We start from the raw sequence: 22,958 nt of genomic DNA on the forward strand, positions 1-22,958 counted from the left end.
ATATAACTGTACCATTAATACCGGAAGAGGGGGTCTCAGATGGATAAGATACAGGTTGTAATCGCAGATGACCATGCTATGGTAAGGGAAGGGCTTAAGCAAATACTGGAGCTTGAAAAGGATATTGTTGTAGTGGCGCAGGCGTCAAACGGCGAGGAAGCCGTAAAATTGACGAAGGAATATCAGCCGGATGTTATTCTTATGGATATTAATATGCCGGGTATGAATGGTTTGCAGGCAATTGAGAAAATGAAGGCTGAAAATCTTGCTGCCAAAATAATAGTACTTACCATTCACGAAGATAAAGAATATTTGTTTAAGACCCTCCAGATGGGAGCAGAAGGATATGTACTGAAAGATGCGGATTCTACGGTGCTGGTTGAGGCCATACGAAGTGTAAACAAAGGAGAGTCTTATATCCAGTCGAACATGACAAAAGAGCTTGTCAACGAGTTTAACCGGGTAACGGTAAATGAAAAAGGTAAAAAGCCGGAAAACAATTTAACGCCAAGGGAACGCGAGGTATTGGAGCTGATAGCTGAAGGCCTTATCAACAAGGAGATAGCAAAACGCCTTTTCATTAGCGAGAAAACGGTCAAAAATCATGTTTCAAATATATTCAAAAAGCTCAATGTATCTGATAGGACACAGGCTGCTATATATGCCTTTAAGCACAATATTACAAATTAGCTTTTGGAATCCTGCCTTAAACTTTGTCCAAGATTTTAAATTCATTTATACAAATAACCGGGGAAATAAGTATGTTACAATGCTGCAATACTTGTTTCCTATTTTGTTTATAAGAGTAATTTTTTACTTAATTTAGGCTTTTTAAATAAGTGAAATTTCCTATAAAGTCCATAAAACTTTAGCACGATAAATCATAATAATAAATATTGTAATTTACTCTACATATTTAATACCCGAATGTGATTATGTATACTAAAATGTGTTTGCATGTATCATCTATATTATTTGAAATTTCTATATTTGTTGCAAAGTTACTGTATTTCAATACAATTCTTATATAGCTTCCAACTTACTTATGTAATCTTTTTGCTTAACTTCTCCAAATAAGCATACAGAGGTGGTAAACTATGGCGGTTGGTTCTTTTGGCAGAGTAAAAGCCGTAATTTCCAAAGCAATGGCGAAAGTTAAACAGTTAACCGAATCTAAATTAAAGTGGAAGTTAAAAAGGAAATCGATGAAAAGTGTAGAGAGCAATATGAGAAAGGAAAAAATCCACAATCCTTATCCGGTTAATGACAAAAACTGGTTTGAAAAACTGCTTCGGCTGTCACAAATGAATAAAATAAAAATAGGGCTAAAAATAAACCTTTCCTTTGTTATAACAATTGTTCTCTTGTCGGTGGTTTTGGGATATGCTCTTGTTACTCTGTCAAATAACATGATAGAACAGGCTAAAGAGAGTACTTTAGGACTAATGGAGCAAACGGGAAACAATATAAAGATTGTGCTTGAGGAAATTGACAATTTGGCCATGTCTATTACCAGGGACATTACAATTGCTCCTGCCGTAGAGGAAATCAACAACACAGACGATGAGCATATGCGTGCCCGATGGGCCAGTATTATTAAACCCTATCTCAATGCATATTACAGCTACAGGGTTGATACACTTGCCAATCTGACTTTGGTTTCCAACACCGGCTATGGAATTCTTGGAGGAGAAGGAACTTTTGAAGAATTAAGATTTGATTATCGCGATTCCATAACGGCTCGGGAGTTTGCACAAAGCGGTGTAAATTCATTATGGATTGATACATATATCAGTGATATTGGGTTTTTGAGGAGAAAGGGCGGAAACACAACGATTGCTCTTATGAAGTCGGTTTATACGGCAACAAATTTGAAAAGCGTTGGAGTCCTTCAAATAAACATCAGGGAAGATGCTATGGAACGTATGCTGAAGGACGTTCAGATTCCTCATAGTGGATACTTTTTTTTAGTGGGCAGTAAAGATAACATGATATTTAATCCTCAAGATATCAAGGATAATGGGCTTTTGATTGAAGATCTCAGTTATGTAAACAACGATGGCAAAACCAGGCTGAATTATTGAAGAAGACAGATCTGCTTTCTCTACAAGATACTGAAGTGAAAGAGCTGTTGTATAAAACTGATACAGGGGTGGAGCTTGATGAAAAAACCCTCAAAGGGCTTCGGGAAAGGGATAGCTATATAAATCTTCGGGTCCTTGAAAAGGTGAAGGAAAGCATAAATGAGATTCAGATGAAAAATAGACAGGTCACGGCCTTTGGAGGTATTATTGAGGACAATATTACAATCAACGGTAAGAAAATGATGGTTACTTTTTACACTATAAGAGAAATCAAGAATACACCTTTGGAATGGACTTTGGTGTCTATAACGCCTCTGGAAAACATAACCCGGGATGTAAACTCCGTAGCCGGGTTTATAATACTTATCGGTTTTGTATGCATTATTATAGGTATAATTTTTTCGGTACTGATTACAGGAGATATTTCTTTGGGTATTGGGAAGTTGATAAAATTAATGAATAAAATAAAAGAAGGAGATCTTGAAGTAAACTGTGATACCGGAAGAAAGGATGAGATAGGAAGTCTGGGAGTAAACTTTATGGATATGGCGGAAAATTTGAAAAAGCTTATCGGAAGCATAAAAAATGCCTCCAACATAGCGGTTGAATCATCTCAGACGGTATCCGCAACCTGTCAGCAGAACTATTCATCCATCGAGGAGTTTTCGGCTATGCTTGACGAAATGAAAGATGAAATCAACTCCCAGTCACAAGAAATAATGAACAATGATGTTATAGTAAATGAATTGTCGGAACAGATTCAAGTAATTATCGATGATTTCAAAAATGTCAGCAATATTGTTACCGGAGCAAAGAGACTGAGCGAAGACGGCAAAGATACCGTCAATACACTAAAAACCAATGCAGATGAAGTTAAAAAGACTATAGAAGAATTCTCCGAGCTTATTGGCAGTCTTAGAAGAGAGTCGGCAGAGATTTCAAAGATAACTTCAACCATTAAAGGCATTTCCAGTCAAACCAATCTCTTGGCGCTGAATGCGACTATCGAGGCGGCAAGGGCGGGAGAAGCGGGAAAGAGCTTTAGTGTAGTTGCGTCTGAGATTAAGAAACTTGCCGACCAGTCGAGAGTGTCTGCAAATTATATTGAATCCAAACTAAAAAATATAGGTAAATCTATTGAGAAGACCAATGAAGCTGTTAGATCTTCCAATGAGGTAATCAGCGGGCATGACCATGCTGTTGCAGAAACAATAGATAAGCTTGACAGCATTGTAGGCTTTATGGATAACATATTCAGTGCAATTACCAGTATTACTGATTATGTGCAGCATATAGAAGATGCCCGGTGCAATATTATTAAGTCCATGGAAAAGCTGAATGACAGTACCAAAAACAATATCAGGGAGATTCAGAATATTTCAGCCGCTATGGACGAACAGGTGGATTTGATAAAGCATCTTCTTTCCCTCTCCGAAGATTTGAGTACGTTATCTACAAGGCTTGAACAGACCATTAATATATTTAAAATATAAAAAAGATGCACAATATTTATATTGTAATATGGATAAAATGTGGTATACTAGGGAAGGAGAAAAAGCATTTGTGGAGTTAGTTTTGAATTAATTTTATATAGAGGGAGAGAAATATATGCGAAGTAGCACACTTTATAAATTTTGGGTAGAAAATGATTACTTTGATACAGAGACCAAAGAAGAGCTTTTAAGTATTAAAGATAATCCGAAGGAAATAGAGGAGAGATTCTATACAGATTTGGAATTCGGTACCGGTGGGCTTAGAGGAATTATAGGTGCCGGAACCAACAGAATGAATATTTATACCGTCAGAAAAGCTTCCCAAGGACTTGCGGATTATATAAACAGCATGGGAATGCAGGACAGGGGAATAGCAATTGCTTACGATTCCCGTTACAAATCCCCGGAATTTGCTTTGGAAGCGGCAAAGGTTTTTGCCGGAAACGGCATTAAAGCGTTTCTTTTTGACGAATTAAGGCCAACACCGGAGCTTTCTTTTGCAGTTAGGCATTTGAATGCTGCTGCCGGTGTAGTTGTTACGGCAAGTCATAACCCTAAAGAGTACAATGGTTACAAAGTATATGGCGAAGATGGGGGACAGCTTCCTGTTGAGGCTTCAAACAAAGTTATATCATACATAAATAAAATTGAGGATATAACGAAGATTAAGATTATGGAAAAGGAAGAAGCAATAGAGAAGGGTTTACTTAAGATAATAGGCAAGGAAATTGATGATGTATATATTTCAAAATTAAAAACTCTTTCTGTAAACCCCGAGACGGCTAAAGAAATAGGAAGTACTTTCAAAATCGTATACACACCTTTGCATGGTGCCGGCAACAAGCCTGTTAGAAGAATACTTGACGAAATGGGATTTAAAAATGTACTTGTGGTTAAAGAGCAAGAGCTGCCGGACAGCGAGTTCTCCACAGTAAAGTCACCCAATCCGGAGGAAAGGGAAGCATTCAAGCTTGCTATTGAGCTGGCAGAAAAGGAAGATGTGGACCTTATTATAGGCACTGACCCTGACTGCGACAGGGTAGGGGTTGTTGTAAGGAACAAAGAAGGCGAATATGTAGCTCTCACCGGTAATCAGACCGGTTGCTTGCTGCTTGAGTATATCCTGTCTCAAAAGAAGCAAAGAGGAGAGCTCCCTGCCAATGGTTTTGTCGTTAAGACAATAGTTACAACAGAGCTTGCCAGAGCTATTGCAGAGGCTTACAATGTTGAGCTTGTGGAAGTTTTGACAGGATTCAAGTTCATAGGTGAAAAAATCAAGCAATTGGATGAATTTGGAGACAAGAAGTATCTCTTTGGTTTTGAAGAAAGCTATGGATACCTTGCAGGAACCTTTGCAAGAGATAAGGATGCTGTTGTTGCATCCATGCTTATTGCCGAAATGGCTGCTTATTACAAGTCAAGAGGTTTGACTCTTTATGAGGGTTTGATAGAGATACTTGACAAGTACGGATATACCCTTGAAGGAATTACTTCATTTACCCTTAAGGGAAAAGACGGAGTGGAAAAAATCAAGTCGGCATTGAAAAGCCTTAGAGAAAACAAGGTTGTGAAGTTTGGAGAATATGAGGCTGTTGCAGTGAGAGACTATTTGTCAAGTGAACGTTTTGAGGTCGCAACGGGGGCAAAGGAGAAACTGACTCTTGTTCAGTCGGATGTGTTGTATTATGAGCTTAGGGATAAAGCATGGTTCTGTATAAGACCTTCCGGCACCGAACCGAAAATAAAGATTTATTATGGCGTTACAGAAAGCAGTATGAGTGCTGCAAAGGAAAAACTCAAACATTTACAGGATAATGTACTGTCAGTGATAGAACCGCTTCTTAAAGACTGATTGTAAAATATATCTTGTATTTTGACACGATTAAGATATGTGCATGCATCACCCTTTGATTTATAGTGTTGTATGCACATTCTTTGTTTTAAATCTTCCAATTTATTATTTTTAGAAGTGATTTGTGCAGCTTGTTTTATTGTGTGCTATAATAATTAATATATATGTATGTATATATGTGTGAAGTTTATACTGTGTTTTAAGGCATAAGTTCATGAACATTCATGAAAATATTTTTATAACGAGGCAATAAATATTTTTTGATTATATATTTTGAACTGAAATGTTATAATATGCCGAAAGCTAAAGATGAGAAGGGTGATAGGTTTGCAGAAGTTTGTGCACCTTCATGTCCATACAGAGTACAGTCTTCTTGACGGAGCAAACAGGATAAAGGATCTTGTAAAACGTACAAAAGAGCTGGGAATGGACAGTATTGCAATAACTGACCATGGTGTAATGTATGGAGTTGTTGATTTTTACAAAGAAGCTGTCAATAATGGAATAAAGCCCATCCTGGGGTGTGAAATATATACTGCCAAGAGGTCAAGATTTGACAAGCAGGGAGGCTGGGATGCTGATCCCGGTCATATGGTGCTTTTGGCAAAAAACAATACCGGATACAAGAATTTGATGAAAATTGTGTCCATAGGATTTACCGAAGGCTTTTACTATAAGCCGAGGGTCGACATGGAAGTCCTCGAAAGATACAGTGAAGGTTTGATTGCCACAAGTGCCTGCCTTTCGGGAGATATACCCAAAGCGATTTTAAACAACAATTATGAAAAGGCAAAAGAGCTTGCGCTCAGGCTTAACAGCATTTTCGGGCAGGACAATTTTTATCTTGAGCTTCAGATAAACGGTATCGAGGAGCAGAACATAGTCAACCAACAGATGATAAAGCTTAGCAGAGAAACGGGAATACCCCTTGTTGCAACCAATGACGCCCATTATCTCAGAAGAGAGGATGCGCGTGCCCATGAAATCCTTCTTTGCATACAAACAGGAAAGAGTATAAATGATGAAGATAGAATGATGTTTTCCACGGACGATTTTTATGTAAAGTCTCCCGAAGAAATGATTAGTCTTTTTGGAAACATTCCCGAAGCAATTTCCAATACCGTTAGAATTGCGGATATGTGCAATGTGGAGATGGAATTTAACAAGTTGCACTTGCCCAAATTTGATGTGCCGGACCGGAAAGAACCGTACGAATATCTGAAATCTCTTTGCTATCAGGGATTTGAAAGGATTTACGGCAAAGAAGACAGGGATGAAGAGAAGATAAACAGGCTGGAATATGAGCTTTCGGTAATTAAGCAAATGGGCTATGTGGATTATTTCCTCATTGTAGGAGATTTTATCAGATATGCAAAGGAAAAAGGAATAATGGTGGGACCGGAAGGGGTTCTGCTGCGGGAAGCCTTGTAGCCTATTGCCTTGGAATTACCAATATTGATCCCATAAAGTACAACCTTCTTTTTGAGAGGTTTCTAAATCCTGAGAGAATAAGCATGCCCGATATTGACATAGACTTTTGTTTCGAAAGAAGACAGGAAGTTATAGATTATGTTGTCCAAAAGTACGGCAAGGACCGTGTTGCCCAGATTATTACCTTTGGAACCATGGCTGCAAGGGCTGCTATAAGGGATGTGGGAAGAGCCCTGGACATACCCTATGGGGATGTTGATGTTATTGCAAAGATGATTCCTTTTCAGATTGGTATGAATATAGAAAAGGCTATGGAGCTAAATCCCGAGCTTCGTCAGAGGTATAATGAGGATGAAAGGGTAAGGGAGCTGATTGATACTGCAAAGCTTCTTGAAGGCATGCCGAGACATGCGTCGACTCATGCCGCAGGGGTGGTTATTTCCAAGGAGCCTTTAACAGAATATGTTCCCCTTCAAAAGAGTGAGGACAGCATAACGACGCAGTTTACCATGGGACTTTTAGAGGAGCTTGGGCTTCTCAAAATGGACTTTTTGGGGCTTAGGACTCTTACGGTAATAAGGGATGCGGTAGCCCTTATAAATAAGAATCACAATAAGGATATAAGTATTAATGAGCTCAAAATGGATGACCCGAATGTATTCAAGCTCATAGGGGAAGGGCGGACAGCGGGAGTGTTTCAGTTGGAAAGCGCAGGTATGACTCAGTTTATGAAAGAGCTTCAGCCTGCATCTTTGGAAGATATAATAGCCGGTATATCTTTGTATCGGCCGGGGCCAATGGATCAGATTCCAAGGTATATCAAAAACAAAAACAATCCCGGACTTGTAAAGTATGACCATCCTCTATTGGAAAACATACTGAACGTGACTTATGGTTGTATGGTTTATCAGGAGCAGGTAATGCAGATAGTCCGTGACCTTGCAGGGTACTCAATGGGAAGGTCCGATTTGGTGAGACGTGCAATGGCCAAGAAAAAGGTCAGTGTAATGGAACAGGAAAGAAAAAATTTTATTTATGGAATAGATGACGATAATGGAAATATTATAGTAAAGGGAGCTATTAGAAACGGTGTAGATGAGGTAACCGCCAATAAAATATTTGATGAGATGATGGATTTTGCAAGCTATGCATTCAATAAGTCCCATGCTGCTGCTTATGCAGTTATAGCTTATCAGACTGCGTGGCTCAAATGTTATTACCCTGTGGAATTTATTGCAGCCCTGTTAAACAGCTTTATGGGAAGCAGCGATAAAATATCTCAGTATGTACACGAGTGCCGTAAGTTGGATATTGAGGTGCTTCCTCCGGATATAAACGAAAGCGATGTCAGATTTACTGTTGTGAACGGGAAAATAAGGTTTGGACTTGCAGCGGTTAAGAATGTCGGTGAAAATGCCGTTAGAACAATTATTGATGAAAGAAACGGAAACGGAAATTTTAAGAGTTTCAGAGACTTTTTGGAGAGAGTTGATGGAAAAGATGTAAACAAGAGATGTATTGAGAGCCTCATAAAAAGCGGAGCCTTTGATTCACTGGGAGTATATCGTTCAAAGCTTATGGCGGTGTATGAAAAAATGATGGAAGGAATAGCAAATTTAAGAAAAAAGAGTATGGAAGGGCAGCTTTCTATATTTGATATGGCATCAAACGATAATGATGCGAAAACGGGAGAAAAGCGTCCGATTTATCCTGAAGACGAAGATATTTATCCCGATATGGATGAGTATTCGGCAAAGATTCTTCTGTCAATGGAAAAGGAAATGCTGGGACTTTATATATCCGGGCATCCTTTAAGCGAATTTGAGCAGGAAATTGGTGAAATAGTCACGTTGTACAGCAAGGATATGATGTCGCATTCGGAGGAAACCAATGAAGCAATAACTGTGGATGGAGCAAAAGATTTAAAAGATGGTATGTTTGTGACGGTTGGGGGAATAATTACTGCTAAGAAAACAAAAAGTACGAAGAATAATAATTTGATGGCTTTTCTAACGCTGGAGGATTTATATGGAACAATGGAGATAATAGTTTTCCCCGCTGTTTTGGAAAGGTTTTCAAAACTTATAGAAGTGGAAAACATTGTATTGATAAGGGGAAGCATAAGTATAAAAGAAGAGGAACAGCCTAAAATAATATGCGAGGAAGTAAGACCGTTAAGAAAAGGCGATAACTCAAGTCCGGCAAAGAAGAGATTGGAAAAGCTTTATTTGAGAGTGGAAGAAAACATGGACAACGAACTGATGGAATCCATATTGTGTATGTTGAAATTCTTTGGAGGAAATACTCCTGTATGTCTGTACAATGAAAATCAAAAAAAGCTTAGAGTTTTGGAAAGGGATTGTTGGGTGAGCCTTAACGATACCGTAATTAATGAGCTGAAATTGCTGATAGGAGAGGAAAATGTCAAAGTCTCATAAGCTTTACCTAAAATTCATATTGATTTTTGGTGAAAATTAATATATAGTTATGTCGAGGTGGTTCTGTTTGGATTGGGATATGGAAAAAATATATGGGGATTATGTTGTAATAAAGGCTGAAGAAAATGGTGTGAATATTATTGGCCTTACCAGAGGTAAAGATACAAAGTTCCACCATACCGAGAAACTGGATAAGGGTGAAGTTCTTATTGCCCAGTTTACCGATAATACTTCTGCGATAAAAATCAGAGGAAAAGCTAGAATAATATGCAGGCATGGAGAAGTTTATTCCGGTGAATAACGTAAAAAGGGGCGTGTTTTATATGTGGACAGTGGTGTATATGGCTCAAAGCAAAGAGATCGCCACTACTATGCAGGAACTATTGACGAGCGAAGGTATTCTGGTTAAATTAAGACCTATAAGCAAAAATCACGAAAATAATGACAATTATTATGAAGTCTTAGTCCCTGAAGCCGAAGTGGAAGAGGCCCATAGTGTTATTATTGAAAAGGGATATTGAATTAAAGTTAATATAGTTTTTTTATTATCCCGTGTTTAGCCTCTTGAAACACGGGTTTAATATTATAGGAGGTTAGCGGAGATGAGTACTGTAAGAACTATAGGTGTATTAACAAGCGGGGGAGATGCTCCCGGAATGAATGCGGCCATAAGGGCGGTTGTTAGGACAGGCCTTTATTATGGTTTTAAGGTTTTGGGAATTAGAAAAGGCTATAACGGCCTAATTAATGGAGATATAGAGGAACTGACCGCAAGGTCGGTAGGTGATATAATTCACAGGGGAGGTACTATACTCCAGACAGCCAGGTCTCCTCAGTTTAAGACGGAGGAAGGACTTAAAAAAGCCATGTCCATGGCAAAAGTGTTTGGTATTGATGCTCTCGTAGTAATAGGCGGAGACGGGTCCTACAGAGGAGCCAGGGATATTAGCAAGTTAGGGCTTAATGTCATAGGAATACCGGGAACAATTGATAATGACATTGGTTGTACCGATTATACCATAGGCTATGATACTGCGATGAACACTGTTCAGGATGCAATAGACAAAATAAGAGATACTGCATATTCCCATGAGAGATGCAGTGTGCTGGAAGTTATGGGCAGGCATGCCGGATATATTGCCGTAAATGTGGGTATTTCCGGAGGTGCTGAGGCTGTTGTTCTTCCTGAAAAGCCTTATGATATGGATACCGATATCATAAAGCCTATAATTGAAGGAAGAAACAGAGGCAAAAAGCACTACCTTGTTATAGTTGCCGAAGGAGTGGAAGGTAAAGCCATCGAGATAGCAAAGGAAATTACCGAAAAGACAGGCATTGAAGCTAGGGCTACCATATTGGGACATATTCAAAGAGGGGGCAGTCCCACTGTATATGACAGGGTAATGGCAAGCCAGATGGGGGCAAAAGCTATTGAAGTTCTTAGGGAAAACAAGCGCAACAGGATAATAGTATTTAAGGACAACCAGTTGGGTGACATGGATTTGGATGAAGCTTTGGAAGCAAAGAAAACTATTTCTGAAGATTTGATTCAGCTAAGCAGAATATTATCGTTATAGATATATATTAATTGATTTTCCATTATGTAAAAAGACCACATATCATGGTAAGGTGAATAAGCATTGATTATATCGGAAACAGAGATTATAGTTAGATATGCTGAAACAGATCAGATGGGAATAGTTCATCATTCAAACTATCCTATCTGGTTTGAGGCGGCGCGAACAGAATTTATAAAGAGTATGGGGATGTCCTATTCGGGAATTGAAGAGAGAGGGTTTATGCTTCCTCTGATTGAGCTTGCATGCAGATATAAAGGCGCGGCAAGATATGAAGACAGGCTCATTGTAAAAACTTGTGTTAAGCAAATATCCTATTCGAAAATAACGTTTTACTATGAGGTTTACAAATGTTCTGATAATTCTCTGATAACCACAGGAGAAACAGTGCATGCATGGACAAACAGGAATCTTAAGCCCGTAAATATTAAAAAACATGCGCCGGATATCTTTGAGTTGTTAAGCAAAGCTGTTTTGTAGATTGTATAATTATTTTAAGGTGGTGGATGGGTGAATATTCCAAATATATTAACTGCAATAAGGTTTGTTTTTGTTCCTTTCTTTGCTTATTACCTGTATAATGAGCAGTATACTGTTGCTGTAGTTTTATTTCTTCTAGCGGGAATTACCGATGTTTTGGATGGGGTAATTGCAAGAAAATTCAATATGATAACGTCATTTGGAAAGCTTGCGGATCCGTTAGCTGACAAATGATGCAGTTAACTGCACTGACTATCCTTACTATACAGGAGATTATACCGTTACCGGTTTTGATAATTGTTGTTGCAAAAGAGTCGTTTATGGTCATCGGTAGTATTTTAATATATAAGAAGGTTAATTTTGTTGTGCAGGCTGACTGGTACGGCAAGTTTTCTACAGTTGTTTTTTTTCTGGCGATAGTATTAACTATATTTATAAGGTCAGGAAGACTTGTGAATTCTTATACTGATGTCATGGTTAATATTGCTGTCATAATCGCAGTTGTTTCTACACTGTTTGCTTTTTTTATGTATACAATTGAATTTAAGAAACTCACAACGAAATCAAAGCAATTAAAGTAATAGATTATGTTTATAATTATACCATTGATTATACTATTGATGGTATAATTGTACAATCCTGCATAAACTTTACCTGGGGAAAATATGTCAATATAATTACAAAGTGTGGTATAAAGTTGACTCAAACACCAAATTCGTTATATAATTATTATATGAGGGAAAATGTAACTTTATATTATAATTAAGTATTGTTAGATAGAAATCTTCAACACGGCCTACATAATTTTTCATTTCCGAGTTATTTCTTTCAATAATTTAAAAACAGATTCTTTAAAGTTTACGACAGATTCTAAAATTTTAATGTATGTAATAATTTCAAATATGTGAGGTGGAGGAGGATACTTATGAAAAAAATAAGTGTGTTTTTTTCATATCTGATGATATTTTGTACTTTGATTGTATTTAATATCACAGGAAATTTATCATTTGCTGCGCAAAACAGCTCTTTGGCAGCAGATGAAATAAAGGTATTTTTAAATGGTCTTGAAATTGAGTTTGATGTATCCCCGTACATAAAAAATGGAAGAACGATGGTGCCTTTCAGGGCTATTTTCGAAGCTCTGGGTGTGGATATAAGTTGGAACGGAGTAAACCGCACCATTATGGCAACTAATGATACCACACAGATTTATATTGAAATCGGAAAAGCTTTTGCTTATGTCAACGGTTACAAAGTAAATCTTGATGCTGAGGCCGAAATTGTGGAAGGAAGGACTTTTGTCCCATTAAGGTTCGTAAGCGAGAATGCGGGAGCGGATGTTTCATGGGATGGTGCCAAAAGAGCGGTTTATATTTCTTATGTTGACCAGGTGCGGGATTTGGGGGAGATATCATATTTCAGAGAATTGGAGTTTAGTGTGGACAGATGGGAAAGCAAAGAAGAGGGAAAAATTCTGACGGTTTATGGAAAGGTAAATGTGGAAAGCAAAATTTTGATGATAGAGTTGTATGACGATTCGAGAAATTATGTGAGCGGTATAGCTGAAATAACAGGCAAAGACGGCGAAATGAATTTATACGAAGCACAAATTTATCTGCGTTCTTCTTTTAATCCTAAGACTATCCTTGTAAAGACATTTGGCGACTCCAACAAGCCGGTTAAAGTCTCGCAGTATAATTTGTAATCGGGCATTGATATAATCGACATAAAATTTCTTCGTACTTATCAACGCAAAAATGAAGGGGGATAAATGTAGCATGTTAAAAAAATCATTATATAAGCAAAGTACATTATTTCTTACAGTTTGTCTGTTGGTCCAAATCATATCGGCTGCTGTCATCGGTTTGAGTGTCTATGCGAGTTCTGAAGGTATCAGTGTAGAATTTTTTAATGGAAATTTGGGTGCAAATGTCGGTTCTATGAATTTAAATTTCAAGGTTATCAACAACGGAGCTTCTGCAGTTGAACTTTCCGACATTAAGCTTAGGTATTATTTTACCGATGACGGTGTTTCTCCTATTACTGTTTTCATCGACCATGCCGCAAATAGTGGAAATGTAATTAATACTTGCATAACATATACCATAAAAGATATAAATACTTCCGGAGCAAACAAATATATAGAATTGGGATTTAATGCCCAAGCCGGAAGTCTAGCACCAAATACATCGGTATTAGTAAAAGCAAGAGCCTATCAAAGCAATTATAGCCAGGATTTTACTCAGACCAACGATTATTCCTTCTGTCAGACAAACACAGATTTTGCAGCATGGGACAAGGTTACAGGTTATTTGAACGGGGTTCTTTTCAGTGGAACGGAACCGGTAATGCTTACGCCCACTCCTTCTTTGGCGACACCGACTCCGCAAATGAGTCCGATACCTACCGTAACATCTTCAGCTACTCCTACTCCTGAAGTTATCCCTACACCTTCAGGACTTGAGACTCCTGCAGATTGGATGAACCAAGCGGTTCCTAACGGAGATTTTGAGGCCGGAACGATACTTTGGAGCTTTTATTGTGACAGTGTATCCGGTGCAAATGCCAGCAATGCTGTTTATTCTGAACCGTCCGGAAATAAAATGTCGAAAACAGCTATCGAAAATGTCGGGGCAAATTATTGGGCGATTCAATTGAAGCATGCAGGAATTGTACTTGAAAATTCCAAAACCTATAGGCTTACTTTTGATGCAAAGTCTACAATGCCGAGGGATATAATAGTATCTCTGCAGGATGCCACAAGCAGTCTGATTGAATATTACGGCAAGATAATAAAGATTGATTCCCATATGAAAACTTATACCTGTGAATTTACGTTAAACAGTTCAGAAGGTACAAGTGTTGCGATTGTTTTCGAGATGGGGAAAATCGGCGCAATAGCAAATAAGGCTCATGACATCATTCTGGATAATGTTCATATTGAAAAAATTACTTCTCCATTGCCTCCAGGGCCACCTGCACCGAAGGAGGATGCTTTGGTAGCCAGCGTTACTGCTTCAAGGAATTCAGTGTATGAAATAGAACTTGGAAAAGAAGCTGATATATCATTGTCCCAAAGCGGAGAGATTGCTTTAGAGGGTTCAATAGACACTAAGAAAGAAGTAGTCCTTGTATTGGATAACTCAGGGGCATTAAATTCCTATGTGAAGGATATTTTATCACCGTTGGACTTTGGAATATACTCAAACCGTGATTTGACCATACAGGGAAAAAGTGCTTCCATTAACGGAAGTGTACATACAAACAGTTTGTTTACATCTACAGCCGATTCAATACAGATTTCCCAAACTTGTTCGGCTGCCAGCTTTAATATTGTAAGTAAAAATGTAGATATAAAAACACTTAAAAATATCACTACTCCGATAGAGATGCCGTATTTTCACAATGAACTGATTAATGATGCAGCGGAAGATTTTATGGTTTTCAGACCCGAAGATTATCCTCCTAGTTTTTTCCCTTATCCGATGCCGGGACAAGAAGACATTTTTATAATTTATAACATATTTGCCGGACGCTTTGAAATATTTGGAATGGGCACACTTGTTATAAACTCTTCGATGTATTTCAAAGGAAATGTTCTTATATCGTTGAGAAGCACCAATAACGTCAGTGAAGGATTTATTGTTGCTGACGGAAATATAATTATACAAGGAGAAAATTTATACCCCAGCGGACCAAATGACAAGCTGTATGTCTACTCCATAGGCGGAAATATTGAATATCAGACGAGTAACTCTACTATAAACGGTATAGCATACGCCCCGGGAAATCCTGCAAATCCCGACTCGGGAAAGATTTTATTCTTGGGTAACAACAATACCATCAATGGAGCTATTGCAGGAAACCAACTTAATTTTACTGCCAGTGATCTTAAGGTAAATCATACAGAAGGGCAATTTAACGTTGTTGAAGAAAAGTATATGCAAAATACCAGTCATTTGAAATTGGTAAAAGATGTGGCAAAGAGCTTAATAGATAGGTTCGTAGGTTCTAAAACAAAAATATCCGTTATTCAGTATTCTGATTCTGCGAATGATAATGATTTTAAGCAGTATGATTTATTCATGAGCGGCAATGCGGTTACTCTAAAACAGAAAATTCATGCCATCGAACCGGGAACTTCGGGATTTAGCAATATGGGAGATGCTATGAGAAGGGCATATCATATTCTTAATAAGCCTTCGAAAGATCCGGTTTCAAAGTATATAGTTGTTCTGGCAGGCTCAGTGCCGAACCGTTGGACAGCAATGAACAATGTAGGGAATGAGCCGAAAACAGGAAACGGAAAAGCTGATCACATAAAGCCTGACAATGAAGCATACAGTTCAACGGATTATGCAAAGGATATTGGTAAAATGATTACTTCAGCCGGTATTAATCTTCAGTTTATAGACTTTTCCGATGAAAATATAGGCACTGTGATGGAGGAAATTGCGGCCGAAAGCGGAGTTGAGTCAATAGAGGCAACAGGAAAGCACTATTACAGGGCAAATGATTTTATAGAACTTGCGGATATTTTCGACAATATATGTCTGAAGATAAACTATGATGTCGTACTTGACAATGTATTGTACGAAGAAATTCTTCCGGCAGGAGTACTACCGGTTGAGGTGCCTGATTGGATGAGCACTCAAAGTGTTTCGGTGGGCGGAGTAACCAGAACAAAGATTACCGGTGCGATAAATAATATTCCGCTTACGTATAAAGGTAAAGGTTATAGCTTTGATATTGGCAGTTTCAAAATAAAAGTAAAATTCATGAAACCGGGCACAATAGTATTTGACGGAGCGGATTCCAAGATAATATACACCATAGATTACATTGATAAAGACGGAAAGAATCAGTCAAGAAGTTTGGATAAATACTTTAATGACATCACGGTAAACGTTAAAATGTCAGTTGATATAAACTGACGGACATGCTACTGCAAGGTAATTTTGGGTTGGTTTTCGTCTTCGGAGGCCAGCCCTTTTACTGGAGAAGGAGTTATTATTGGTTATATGACTATAAAGTTTGGTGATAAAATATTGTTAGTTTGATTTGCGGAAGCAATTTGATATCTGATATATGCACATATAAACGTACAATAAGAGGAGGAGAAAAATGACTAGGGACATCAAAAAAATAATTAAGCAAATGACGCTGGAGGAAAAGGCTGGGTTGTGTTCAGGACTGGACGCCTGGCGTACCAAGCCTGTTGAAAGACTGGGAATTCCGTCAATAATGATGACCGATGGACCCATGGGTTGAGAAAGATGAAAGAAGATGCAAATATGGCAGATATCAACAACAGCATTCCTGCAACTTGCTTTCCGTCTGCCGCAGGTTTGGCGAGTTCATGGGACAGGGAACTGCTTGAAAAGGTAGGTGCTGCGTTGGGTGAAGAATGTCAGGCTGAAAATGTCTCAATACTGCTTGGGCCCGGTGCAAATATAAAGCGTTCACCTTTATGCGGGAGAAATTTTGAATATTTTTCTGAGGATCCCTACCTTTCGTCGGAGATGGCCGCAAGTCATATAAAGGGAGTGCAAAGCCAGGGAGTCGGAACCTCTCTTAAGCATTTTGCCGCAAACAATCAGGAATACAGGAGAATGACTGTAGATGCGGTTGTGGATGAAAGAACATTAAGGGAGATATATTTTGCAAGCTTTGAAAGTGCTGTAAAAAAAGCTCGGCCATGGACTGTTATGTGTGCATACAACAAGCTCAACGGAGAATATTGCTCGGAAAACAGATATCTTTTAACGGATATTTTAAAAGATGAATGGATGCATGAAGGTTTTGTGGTATCGGATTGGGGTGCGGTAAATGATAGAGTTAATGGGCTGGATGCCGGACTTGATCTGGAAATGCCTCAAGCTTTGGTATTAGGGATAAAAAAATAGTTGAAGCCGTAAGAAGCGGAAAGTTGTCTGAGAATATTTTGGACAGAGCGGTTGAGAGAATTTTGAAAGTAATTTTTATGGCTCTGGAAAGCAAAAAGGAAAACGCGCAATATGACAAAGATGCCCATCACGTACTTGCAAGACAGGTTGCAGGTGAGTCGATGGTGCTGCTTAAAAATGAGGACGATATACTTCCCCTTAAAAAGACAGGAACTATAGCTTTGATAGGAGCTTTTGTGAAAAAACCGAGATATCAGGGAGCGGGCAGTTCTCATATTACTCCGACAAGATTTGATGATATTTATGAAGAGATAAAAAAGACCGGAGGCAGTGAGACAAATATTGTTTATTCGGAAGGATACAGTCTGGCATGTGACGAGATTGATGAAAAATTGATAAACGAGGCTAGAAAAGTGGCACAAAGCTCGGATGTTGCGGTAATATTTGCGGGACTTCCGGATGAATATGAATCTGAAGGGTTTGACCGAACTCACATGCGTATGCCGGAAAATCAAAACAGGCTGATAGAAGAGGTGGCCAAAGTCCAGAGCAATGTTGTTGTGGTACTGTTCAACGGCTCACCGGTTGAAATGCCGTGGATTGACCAGGTAAAAGCTGTACTTGAAGCTTATTTGGGAGGTCAGGCATTAGGTGGTGCATTGGCAGATATATTATTCGGTGAAGTTAATCCGTCGGGGAAACTTGCCGAAACCTTTCCGGTAAAATTGAGTCACAATCCGTCTTATTTGAATTTCCCTGGCGAAGATGACAGGGTGGAATATAAAGAAGGTCTGTTTGTGGGATACAGATATTATGATACGAAGGGAATAGAGCCGTTGTTCCCCTTTGGTCATGGTCTAAGCTATACTAAATTCGAATACAGCGATATATCGGTGGATAAAAAAGATATTTCCGACAACAACGTTATAAATGTCAGCGTTAAAGTTAAGAATGTAGGCAAAATGGCGGGAAAGGAAATAGTGCAGCTTTATGTAAAAGATGTGAAAAGCAGCATTCAAAGACCGGAGAAGGAGCTTAGGGGATTTGAGAAGGTTTTTCTCAATCCGGGTGAAGAAAAGACTGTTACGTTTACTTTGGATAAGAGGGCTTTTGCATATTACAACACAAAAATCAAGGATTGGCATGTTGAGAGCGGAGAGTTTTTGATATTGATCGGAAAGTCTTCAAGGGATATAGTTTTAAAAGAATCGGTGAGGGTAAATTCAACAGTGAAGATAAGAAAAAGATTCGATGAAAACTCCACAGTTGAAGATTTGATGTCCGATTCTACGGCTGCTGCTGCTTTTAGTCCAATACTAAAGGGAATAACGGATGCTTTGCAGATAGATATGAATAATACTCATGATATGATGGTTGCCCATATAAAGAATATGCCTTTACATTCGCTTACAACTTTCACACAGGGAAGGGTAAGCGAGGAGATGCTGGATGAGCTGCTTAGCAGGATAAACAACGTAGATTGAGTAGGTTTGCCATAAATAAAGGGTAATGCGGTTGTGGGTGACACGGCTTGCATTACTCTTTTTATTTGGCCTCTTGGAATGAAATGAAAGAGGCAAAAGCGAAGGTACTCGATATCCCGAGCTTTTATTTTTATTTGTGTATTTTGCTAGTATTAAGTCCTAGCATTATATTATAATAAATCTATAAAAAATGTTATAATTGAAACATATAATGACCTTATTTTTTAAGTCTTTTTGCCCGTTTGATAATATTCTATGAAGAAAGGATCAAATATAGTTAATAGACTATATTGGTGGTAGATATGCCGGCTTTTGAGAGAGTTAAATCAGGTATACCGAGTTTGGATAAGGTTCTTGACAACATGAGACTTGGAGATAATGTGGTTATTCAAGTAACTTGCTTGAATGATTTTAAAAGAATCGTACGTCCCTTTGTACAGCAATCTATAGAAGATAAAAGAAATATCATTTATATTCGATTTTCCACCCACGAACCTTTATTGGAATATACAGAAGGTCTTAAAATCTATCAGCTAAACGCCAATAGCGGCTTTGAGGCCTTTACGGTTGAAGTTCATAATATAATCAAAAATGAAGGTGCAGAAGCGTTTTATGTGTTTGATTCTCTCTCTGACCTGCAGGTTGCCTGGTCTACAGATTTGATGATGGGAAATTTCTTTTGTGTGACTTGCCCCTATTTGTTTGAACTTGATACTGTGGCATTGTTCCCGGTATTAAGAGGGCATCACGACTTTGCGACAATTGCTCGTATTCAGGAGACTACTCAATTATTTATTGATGTGCATTCGGATGATAAAGATATATTTGTACATCCTATTAAAGTATGGAACCGCTATTTGCCTGACATGTATTTGCCTTACAGGCTCAATGACGATAACCGGTTGGAATCCCTAACCAATAGTGTGGACTTGGCTGATTATTACAACCTCATTCATAATGAACAAATGAAGCATGCAGAGCAGAATATTGACAGCTATGACAGGTTTTTCAGAGAGGCCAAGGAATCCTATTATAGGGGAGAAATTACAGACTGGACTCTCAACAAAATAACCCGTAGTATGATGACCCACGATCATAAAATGGCTGATCTGATAAGAAAAGAATTCAGTCCTGAGGACTACTTCTATATTAAAGAAAGAATGATCGGGACGGGAACAATTGGAGGAAAGGCTTGCGGTATGCTTTTAGCAAGGAAAATGGTTGCAAACTACTTGCCGCAGTATGTAAAGTATTTGGAGCCTCAGGATTCTTATTATATTGGGACGGATATTTTTTATTCATATATTGTTGAAAACAAACTTTGGAAATTGCGTATTTTACAGCGTAGTAACGAGTACTATTTTGAAAAGGCAGAGGAGTTGAAAAATGCGATATTAAACGGAAAATTCTCCGAATCGATTCGGGCCCAATTTAGAAGAATGCTGAACTATTTCGGACAAATTCCTATCATTGTACGTTCAAGTAGTTTCCTTGAAGACGGATTTGGAAATGCTTTTGCAGGAAAATACGAGTCGGTTTTCTGTGTAAATGCATGCAGCCCGGAAGAAAGGCTTTTGCAATTTGAAAATGCAGTGCGCAGGGTATATGCAAGTACCATGGATAAGTCTGCTTTGGAATACCGCAGACAACGGGGATTGGATAAAATGGACGAGCAAATGGCTATTTTGGTGCAGCGTGTCAGCGGAACAAAATTTGATAAATATTATATGCCTTGTGCCGCGGGAGTAGGGTTTTCCTACAGTGTGTACCGCTGGAGTGATGAGCTAAGTGCAGATGCAGGGCTGTTACGCTTGGTTGCGGGCCTTGGGACAAAGGCAGTTGACAGAACGGGTATCGATTATCCCAGATTGGTAAATTTGGATAACCCTGAAAGTACCACTTTAATTAGAGCAAGAGATAAACATCGTTTTCGCAGCGAAAAGTAGATGTTATTGATCTGCAGAAAAATGAAATGAGAGATGTGTCTGTAAATGATTTGATTCGGGAGCTCCCGGATTGGTATTTGAGACTTATATGTGAGCATGATTATGATACTGAGAGAATGTTTTTTGAAAGGGGGCAGAGGAGGGAAGTTCTTTTTGTTTCCTGTGACGGGATTGTAAAGAAAAAAGAACTTATGAAGATGATGAAAGACATCCTCTCTACTCTTGAGGAGCATTACGGAAATCCGGTAGACATGGAATACACAATTAATTTTAGAAAAGACGGTGCGTTTACCGTAAATATTCTGCAGTGCAGACCTATGTCCGTATGGCAAAGTGCTGCCAGTCAGGATATTCCAAGCATTGAGGAGGATAAAATTTTTTTTAAGGTCAATCAGACCTTTATGGGAAATTCCGCAAAACTAAATATTGATGTAGTTGTGTGGATTGATTCTAAAAAATATCATGGCTATGCTTATAATCAGAAAAGTTCAATATGCAGTATAGTATCAAAGATTAACAAATATTATGAGGGAAAGAATAAGAAGTTGATGCTTGTAAGTCCGGGACGAATCGGCACATCATCCCCCGATTTGGGTGTCCCTGTTGTGTTTTCGGATATATCCAATTTTAAAATTTTATGCGAATATGCAGATACGGAAATCGGATTTGTTCCTGAGTTATCTTACGGCAGTCATATGTTTCAAGATATAGTTGAAACGGAAATGTTTTATGTGGCAGCAATGGACACCGAACAGAGCGGTACTGAAATATTTAATAAGGAATTTTTCAAAAATGAAGTTTCGGTTTTACAGCACATTGCCTCTGATGCCGAAAGCTTTGCAGATATTATCAAGGTGTACGAATTTGATGTTTCAAAATCACTGAATCTTTTTGCTGATTTTAAGAAAAGAACTGTCATTTGCGGTATAAGCTCTTAATTTTTCGGGTATGTCAATTTTAAGTTCCCTTGGAATAATTCTTAGGGAGCTTTTTTCATTAAATTTTTATGGGTGAGAAAAGTTTTTGTAACCGAAAATTTTCTTTATACCGAGGCGTTATAATTGTTGAAAAGCGCCCATTAATGTGGTATTATATCAGTCGGTCAAACTGCTAAAAAACGTCGATAAATAGGAGATATGTCTAAAGAGTGTCTCAATGCAGTTTGATAATATTTTGTAGGAGTCTTAGAAATGATCGAAATTCAAAGCCTTACAGCTCAAATACAGATTTTAATCAATCAAATTTCTATTTTGGTAATTATGGGACTTATAGGATTTATTGCAGGCAAGACCCGTTATCTTCCCGACAATTCGGGAACAGTGCTTTCAAGGACAGTAATAAAGCTTACAGCACCGCTCTTGATTTTTACAACTTTGGCAGGGCGTAATTTTACCAAAGACATTCTGATAAACGGAATGTTTATTTTCCTGTTGGGAGCGGTATTTATTATGTTTTCCTTTGTTCTGGGACATTTTACCGGTAAGATATTGGGTCTTGAAGGGGCAACGAAAAATGTATATAAAATGCATTTTATGTTTGGAAATGTAATTTATCTGGCTTTTCCCCTTTTAAGATCGCTTTACGGAGACGGCATTTTAATTTATGCTGTATTTTTCAATCTGGCAAATGACGCTATTTTATGGACTTTAGGAATTTTCCTCGTTAACAGGCATAAAAAGGTGAGTGTGAAGGAGAATCTAAAGCACCTCATAAATGCCAATACCATAGCCTTTACAGCAGGTCTTGTTATTATGCTGATAAAGTCGAATTTTAAGGGTATTATAGACAGTATTCCGTACATTTATGATATTGGCGGCTTTATATCCAATGCATTTATTCCGATAGGCGAAGCTACAGTTCCTTTATCAATGCTTTTTATCGGTCTGATATTGTCGGAGACTAAAATCAGCAGTGCAAAAGATTTAATAAAGAGGTACCCTATATTTATTCTGGCCTTGTTTAAACTTATTTTGATTCCATGCATTGCTTTATTTGTCTTTTCATTTATAGATTTTGTAGATCCCCTTGTCAAAGCAGTAATTATTCTACAGCTTTCGATGCCATGCGGCACAATTGTTCCGGCTTTAGCGGAACAGTATGGTTCAGACTATAGAATAGCTACTGAAAACGTATTTATTACAACATTACTGGGAATTGTAACAATGCCCTTGGTGGTTTATTTGCTGTCTTTGATTGGATAGATTATTGTAAACCTATAATTTCATAGAAAAACGAATATTAACCTCGAAAACTGAAAATAATGTTCG

General features: G+C 38.2%; 11 protein-coding genes and 4 pseudogenes. All 15 read left to right on the forward strand.

Going from position 1 to position 22,958, the window contains the following annotated elements:
- Positions 1 to 39: 39 nt before the first annotated feature.
- The 15 genes and pseudogenes from JCM21531_RS11830 to JCM21531_RS11895 all read left to right on the forward strand — a co-directional run bounded on the left by JCM21531_RS11830 (position 40) and on the right by JCM21531_RS11895 (position 22,892).
- On the forward strand, positions 40 to 690 hold the full coding sequence (locus JCM21531_RS11830) for a response regulator (RefSeq protein ID WP_038290152.1): 651 nt from the start codon (positions 40 to 42) through the stop codon (positions 688 to 690).
- A gap of 407 nt (positions 691 to 1,097) precedes the next feature.
- The gene (locus JCM21531_RS22080; RefSeq protein ID WP_243467602.1) at positions 1,098 to 2,084 is read left to right on the forward strand and encodes a cache domain-containing protein; all 987 of its coding nucleotides are present in this window, start codon (positions 1,098 to 1,100) and stop codon (positions 2,082 to 2,084) included.
- Complete coding sequence (locus JCM21531_RS22085) at positions 2,081 to 3,577, forward strand: methyl-accepting chemotaxis protein (protein WP_243467603.1); 1,497 nt, start codon at positions 2,081 to 2,083, stop codon at positions 3,575 to 3,577. Before JCM21531_RS22080 ends, JCM21531_RS22085 begins: the two co-directional genes overlap by 4 nt.
- Positions 3,578 to 3,692: 115 nt before the next feature.
- Positions 3,693 to 5,429: a phospho-sugar mutase gene (locus JCM21531_RS11840; protein WP_038290154.1), complete on the forward strand. Its 1,737-nt coding sequence runs from the start codon at positions 3,693 to 3,695 to the stop codon at positions 5,427 to 5,429.
- A gap of 309 nt (positions 5,430 to 5,738) precedes the next feature.
- Positions 5,739 to 9,298, forward strand: a pseudogene (locus JCM21531_RS11845) (DNA polymerase III subunit alpha).
- Positions 9,299 to 9,365: 67 nt separating this feature from the next.
- Entirely contained in the window at positions 9,366 to 9,599 is a 234-nt protein-coding gene (mtrB, locus tag JCM21531_RS11850; RefSeq protein ID WP_038290157.1) for a trp RNA-binding attenuation protein MtrB, read from the forward strand.
- Between the two features lie 22 nt (positions 9,600 to 9,621).
- Complete coding sequence (locus JCM21531_RS11855; protein WP_038290182.1) at positions 9,622 to 9,819, forward strand: hypothetical protein; 198 nt, start codon at positions 9,622 to 9,624, stop codon at positions 9,817 to 9,819.
- Between the two features lie 81 nt (positions 9,820 to 9,900).
- The gene (pfkA, locus tag JCM21531_RS11860) at positions 9,901 to 10,875 is read left to right on the forward strand and encodes a 6-phosphofructokinase (protein ID WP_038290160.1); all 975 of its coding nucleotides are present in this window, start codon (positions 9,901 to 9,903) and stop codon (positions 10,873 to 10,875) included.
- 63 nt (positions 10,876 to 10,938) lie between these two features.
- On the forward strand, positions 10,939 to 11,355 hold the full coding sequence (locus JCM21531_RS11865) for an acyl-CoA thioesterase (protein ID WP_038290163.1): 417 nt from the start codon (positions 10,939 to 10,941) through the stop codon (positions 11,353 to 11,355).
- Between the two features lie 30 nt (positions 11,356 to 11,385).
- Positions 11,386 to 11,936: pseudogene (locus JCM21531_RS11870) on the forward strand (CDP-alcohol phosphatidyltransferase family protein).
- Positions 11,937 to 12,280: 344 nt separating this feature from the next.
- Entirely contained in the window at positions 12,281 to 13,060 is a 780-nt protein-coding gene (locus tag JCM21531_RS11875; protein ID WP_038290166.1) for a copper amine oxidase N-terminal domain-containing protein, read from the forward strand.
- Positions 13,061 to 13,133: 73 nt separating this feature from the next.
- Entirely contained in the window at positions 13,134 to 16,289 is a 3,156-nt protein-coding gene (locus JCM21531_RS11880) for a cellulose binding domain-containing protein (RefSeq protein WP_038290168.1), read from the forward strand.
- Positions 16,290 to 16,479: 190 nt separating this feature from the next.
- Positions 16,480 to 18,745 (forward strand): annotated as a pseudogene (locus JCM21531_RS11885) (glycoside hydrolase family 3 C-terminal domain-containing protein).
- Positions 18,746 to 19,047: 302 nt separating this feature from the next.
- Positions 19,048 to 21,629: pseudogene (locus tag JCM21531_RS25115) on the forward strand (PEP/pyruvate-binding domain-containing protein).
- Positions 21,630 to 21,881: 252 nt separating this feature from the next.
- Positions 21,882 to 22,892 (forward strand): AEC family transporter, encoded by a 1,011-nt coding sequence (locus tag JCM21531_RS11895; RefSeq protein WP_038290169.1) that lies wholly within the window; start codon positions 21,882 to 21,884, stop codon positions 22,890 to 22,892.
- Positions 22,893 to 22,958 lie beyond the last annotated feature (66 nt).

This window comes from Acetivibrio straminisolvens JCM 21531, from assembly GCF_000521465.1.
GTDB classification, from domain to species: domain Bacteria; phylum Bacillota; class Clostridia; order Acetivibrionales; family Acetivibrionaceae; genus Hungateiclostridium; species Hungateiclostridium straminisolvens.

Excerpts from the sequence above, each read along its gene's own strand:
- pfkA (WP_038290160.1), top strand. The coding sequence starts at position 9,901 with ATGAGTACTGTAAGAACTATAGGTGTATTAACAAGCGGGGGAGATGCT.
- JCM21531_RS11840 (WP_038290154.1), top strand. The coding sequence starts at position 3,693 with ATGCGAAGTAGCACACTTTATAAATTTTGGGTAGAAAATGATTACTTT.
- JCM21531_RS11855 (WP_038290182.1), top strand. The coding sequence starts at position 9,622 with ATGTGGACAGTGGTGTATATGGCTCAAAGCAAAGAGATCGCCACTACT.
- JCM21531_RS11895 (WP_038290169.1), top strand. The coding sequence starts at position 21,882 with ATGATCGAAATTCAAAGCCTTACAGCTCAAATACAGATTTTAATCAAT.
- JCM21531_RS11880 (WP_038290168.1), top strand. The coding sequence starts at position 13,134 with ATGTTAAAAAAATCATTATATAAGCAAAGTACATTATTTCTTACAGTT.
- JCM21531_RS22080 (WP_243467602.1), top strand. The coding sequence starts at position 1,098 with ATGGCGGTTGGTTCTTTTGGCAGAGTAAAAGCCGTAATTTCCAAAGCA.
- JCM21531_RS11875 (WP_038290166.1), top strand. The coding sequence starts at position 12,281 with ATGAAAAAAATAAGTGTGTTTTTTTCATATCTGATGATATTTTGTACT.
- JCM21531_RS11830 (WP_038290152.1), top strand. The coding sequence starts at position 40 with ATGGATAAGATACAGGTTGTAATCGCAGATGACCATGCTATGGTAAGG.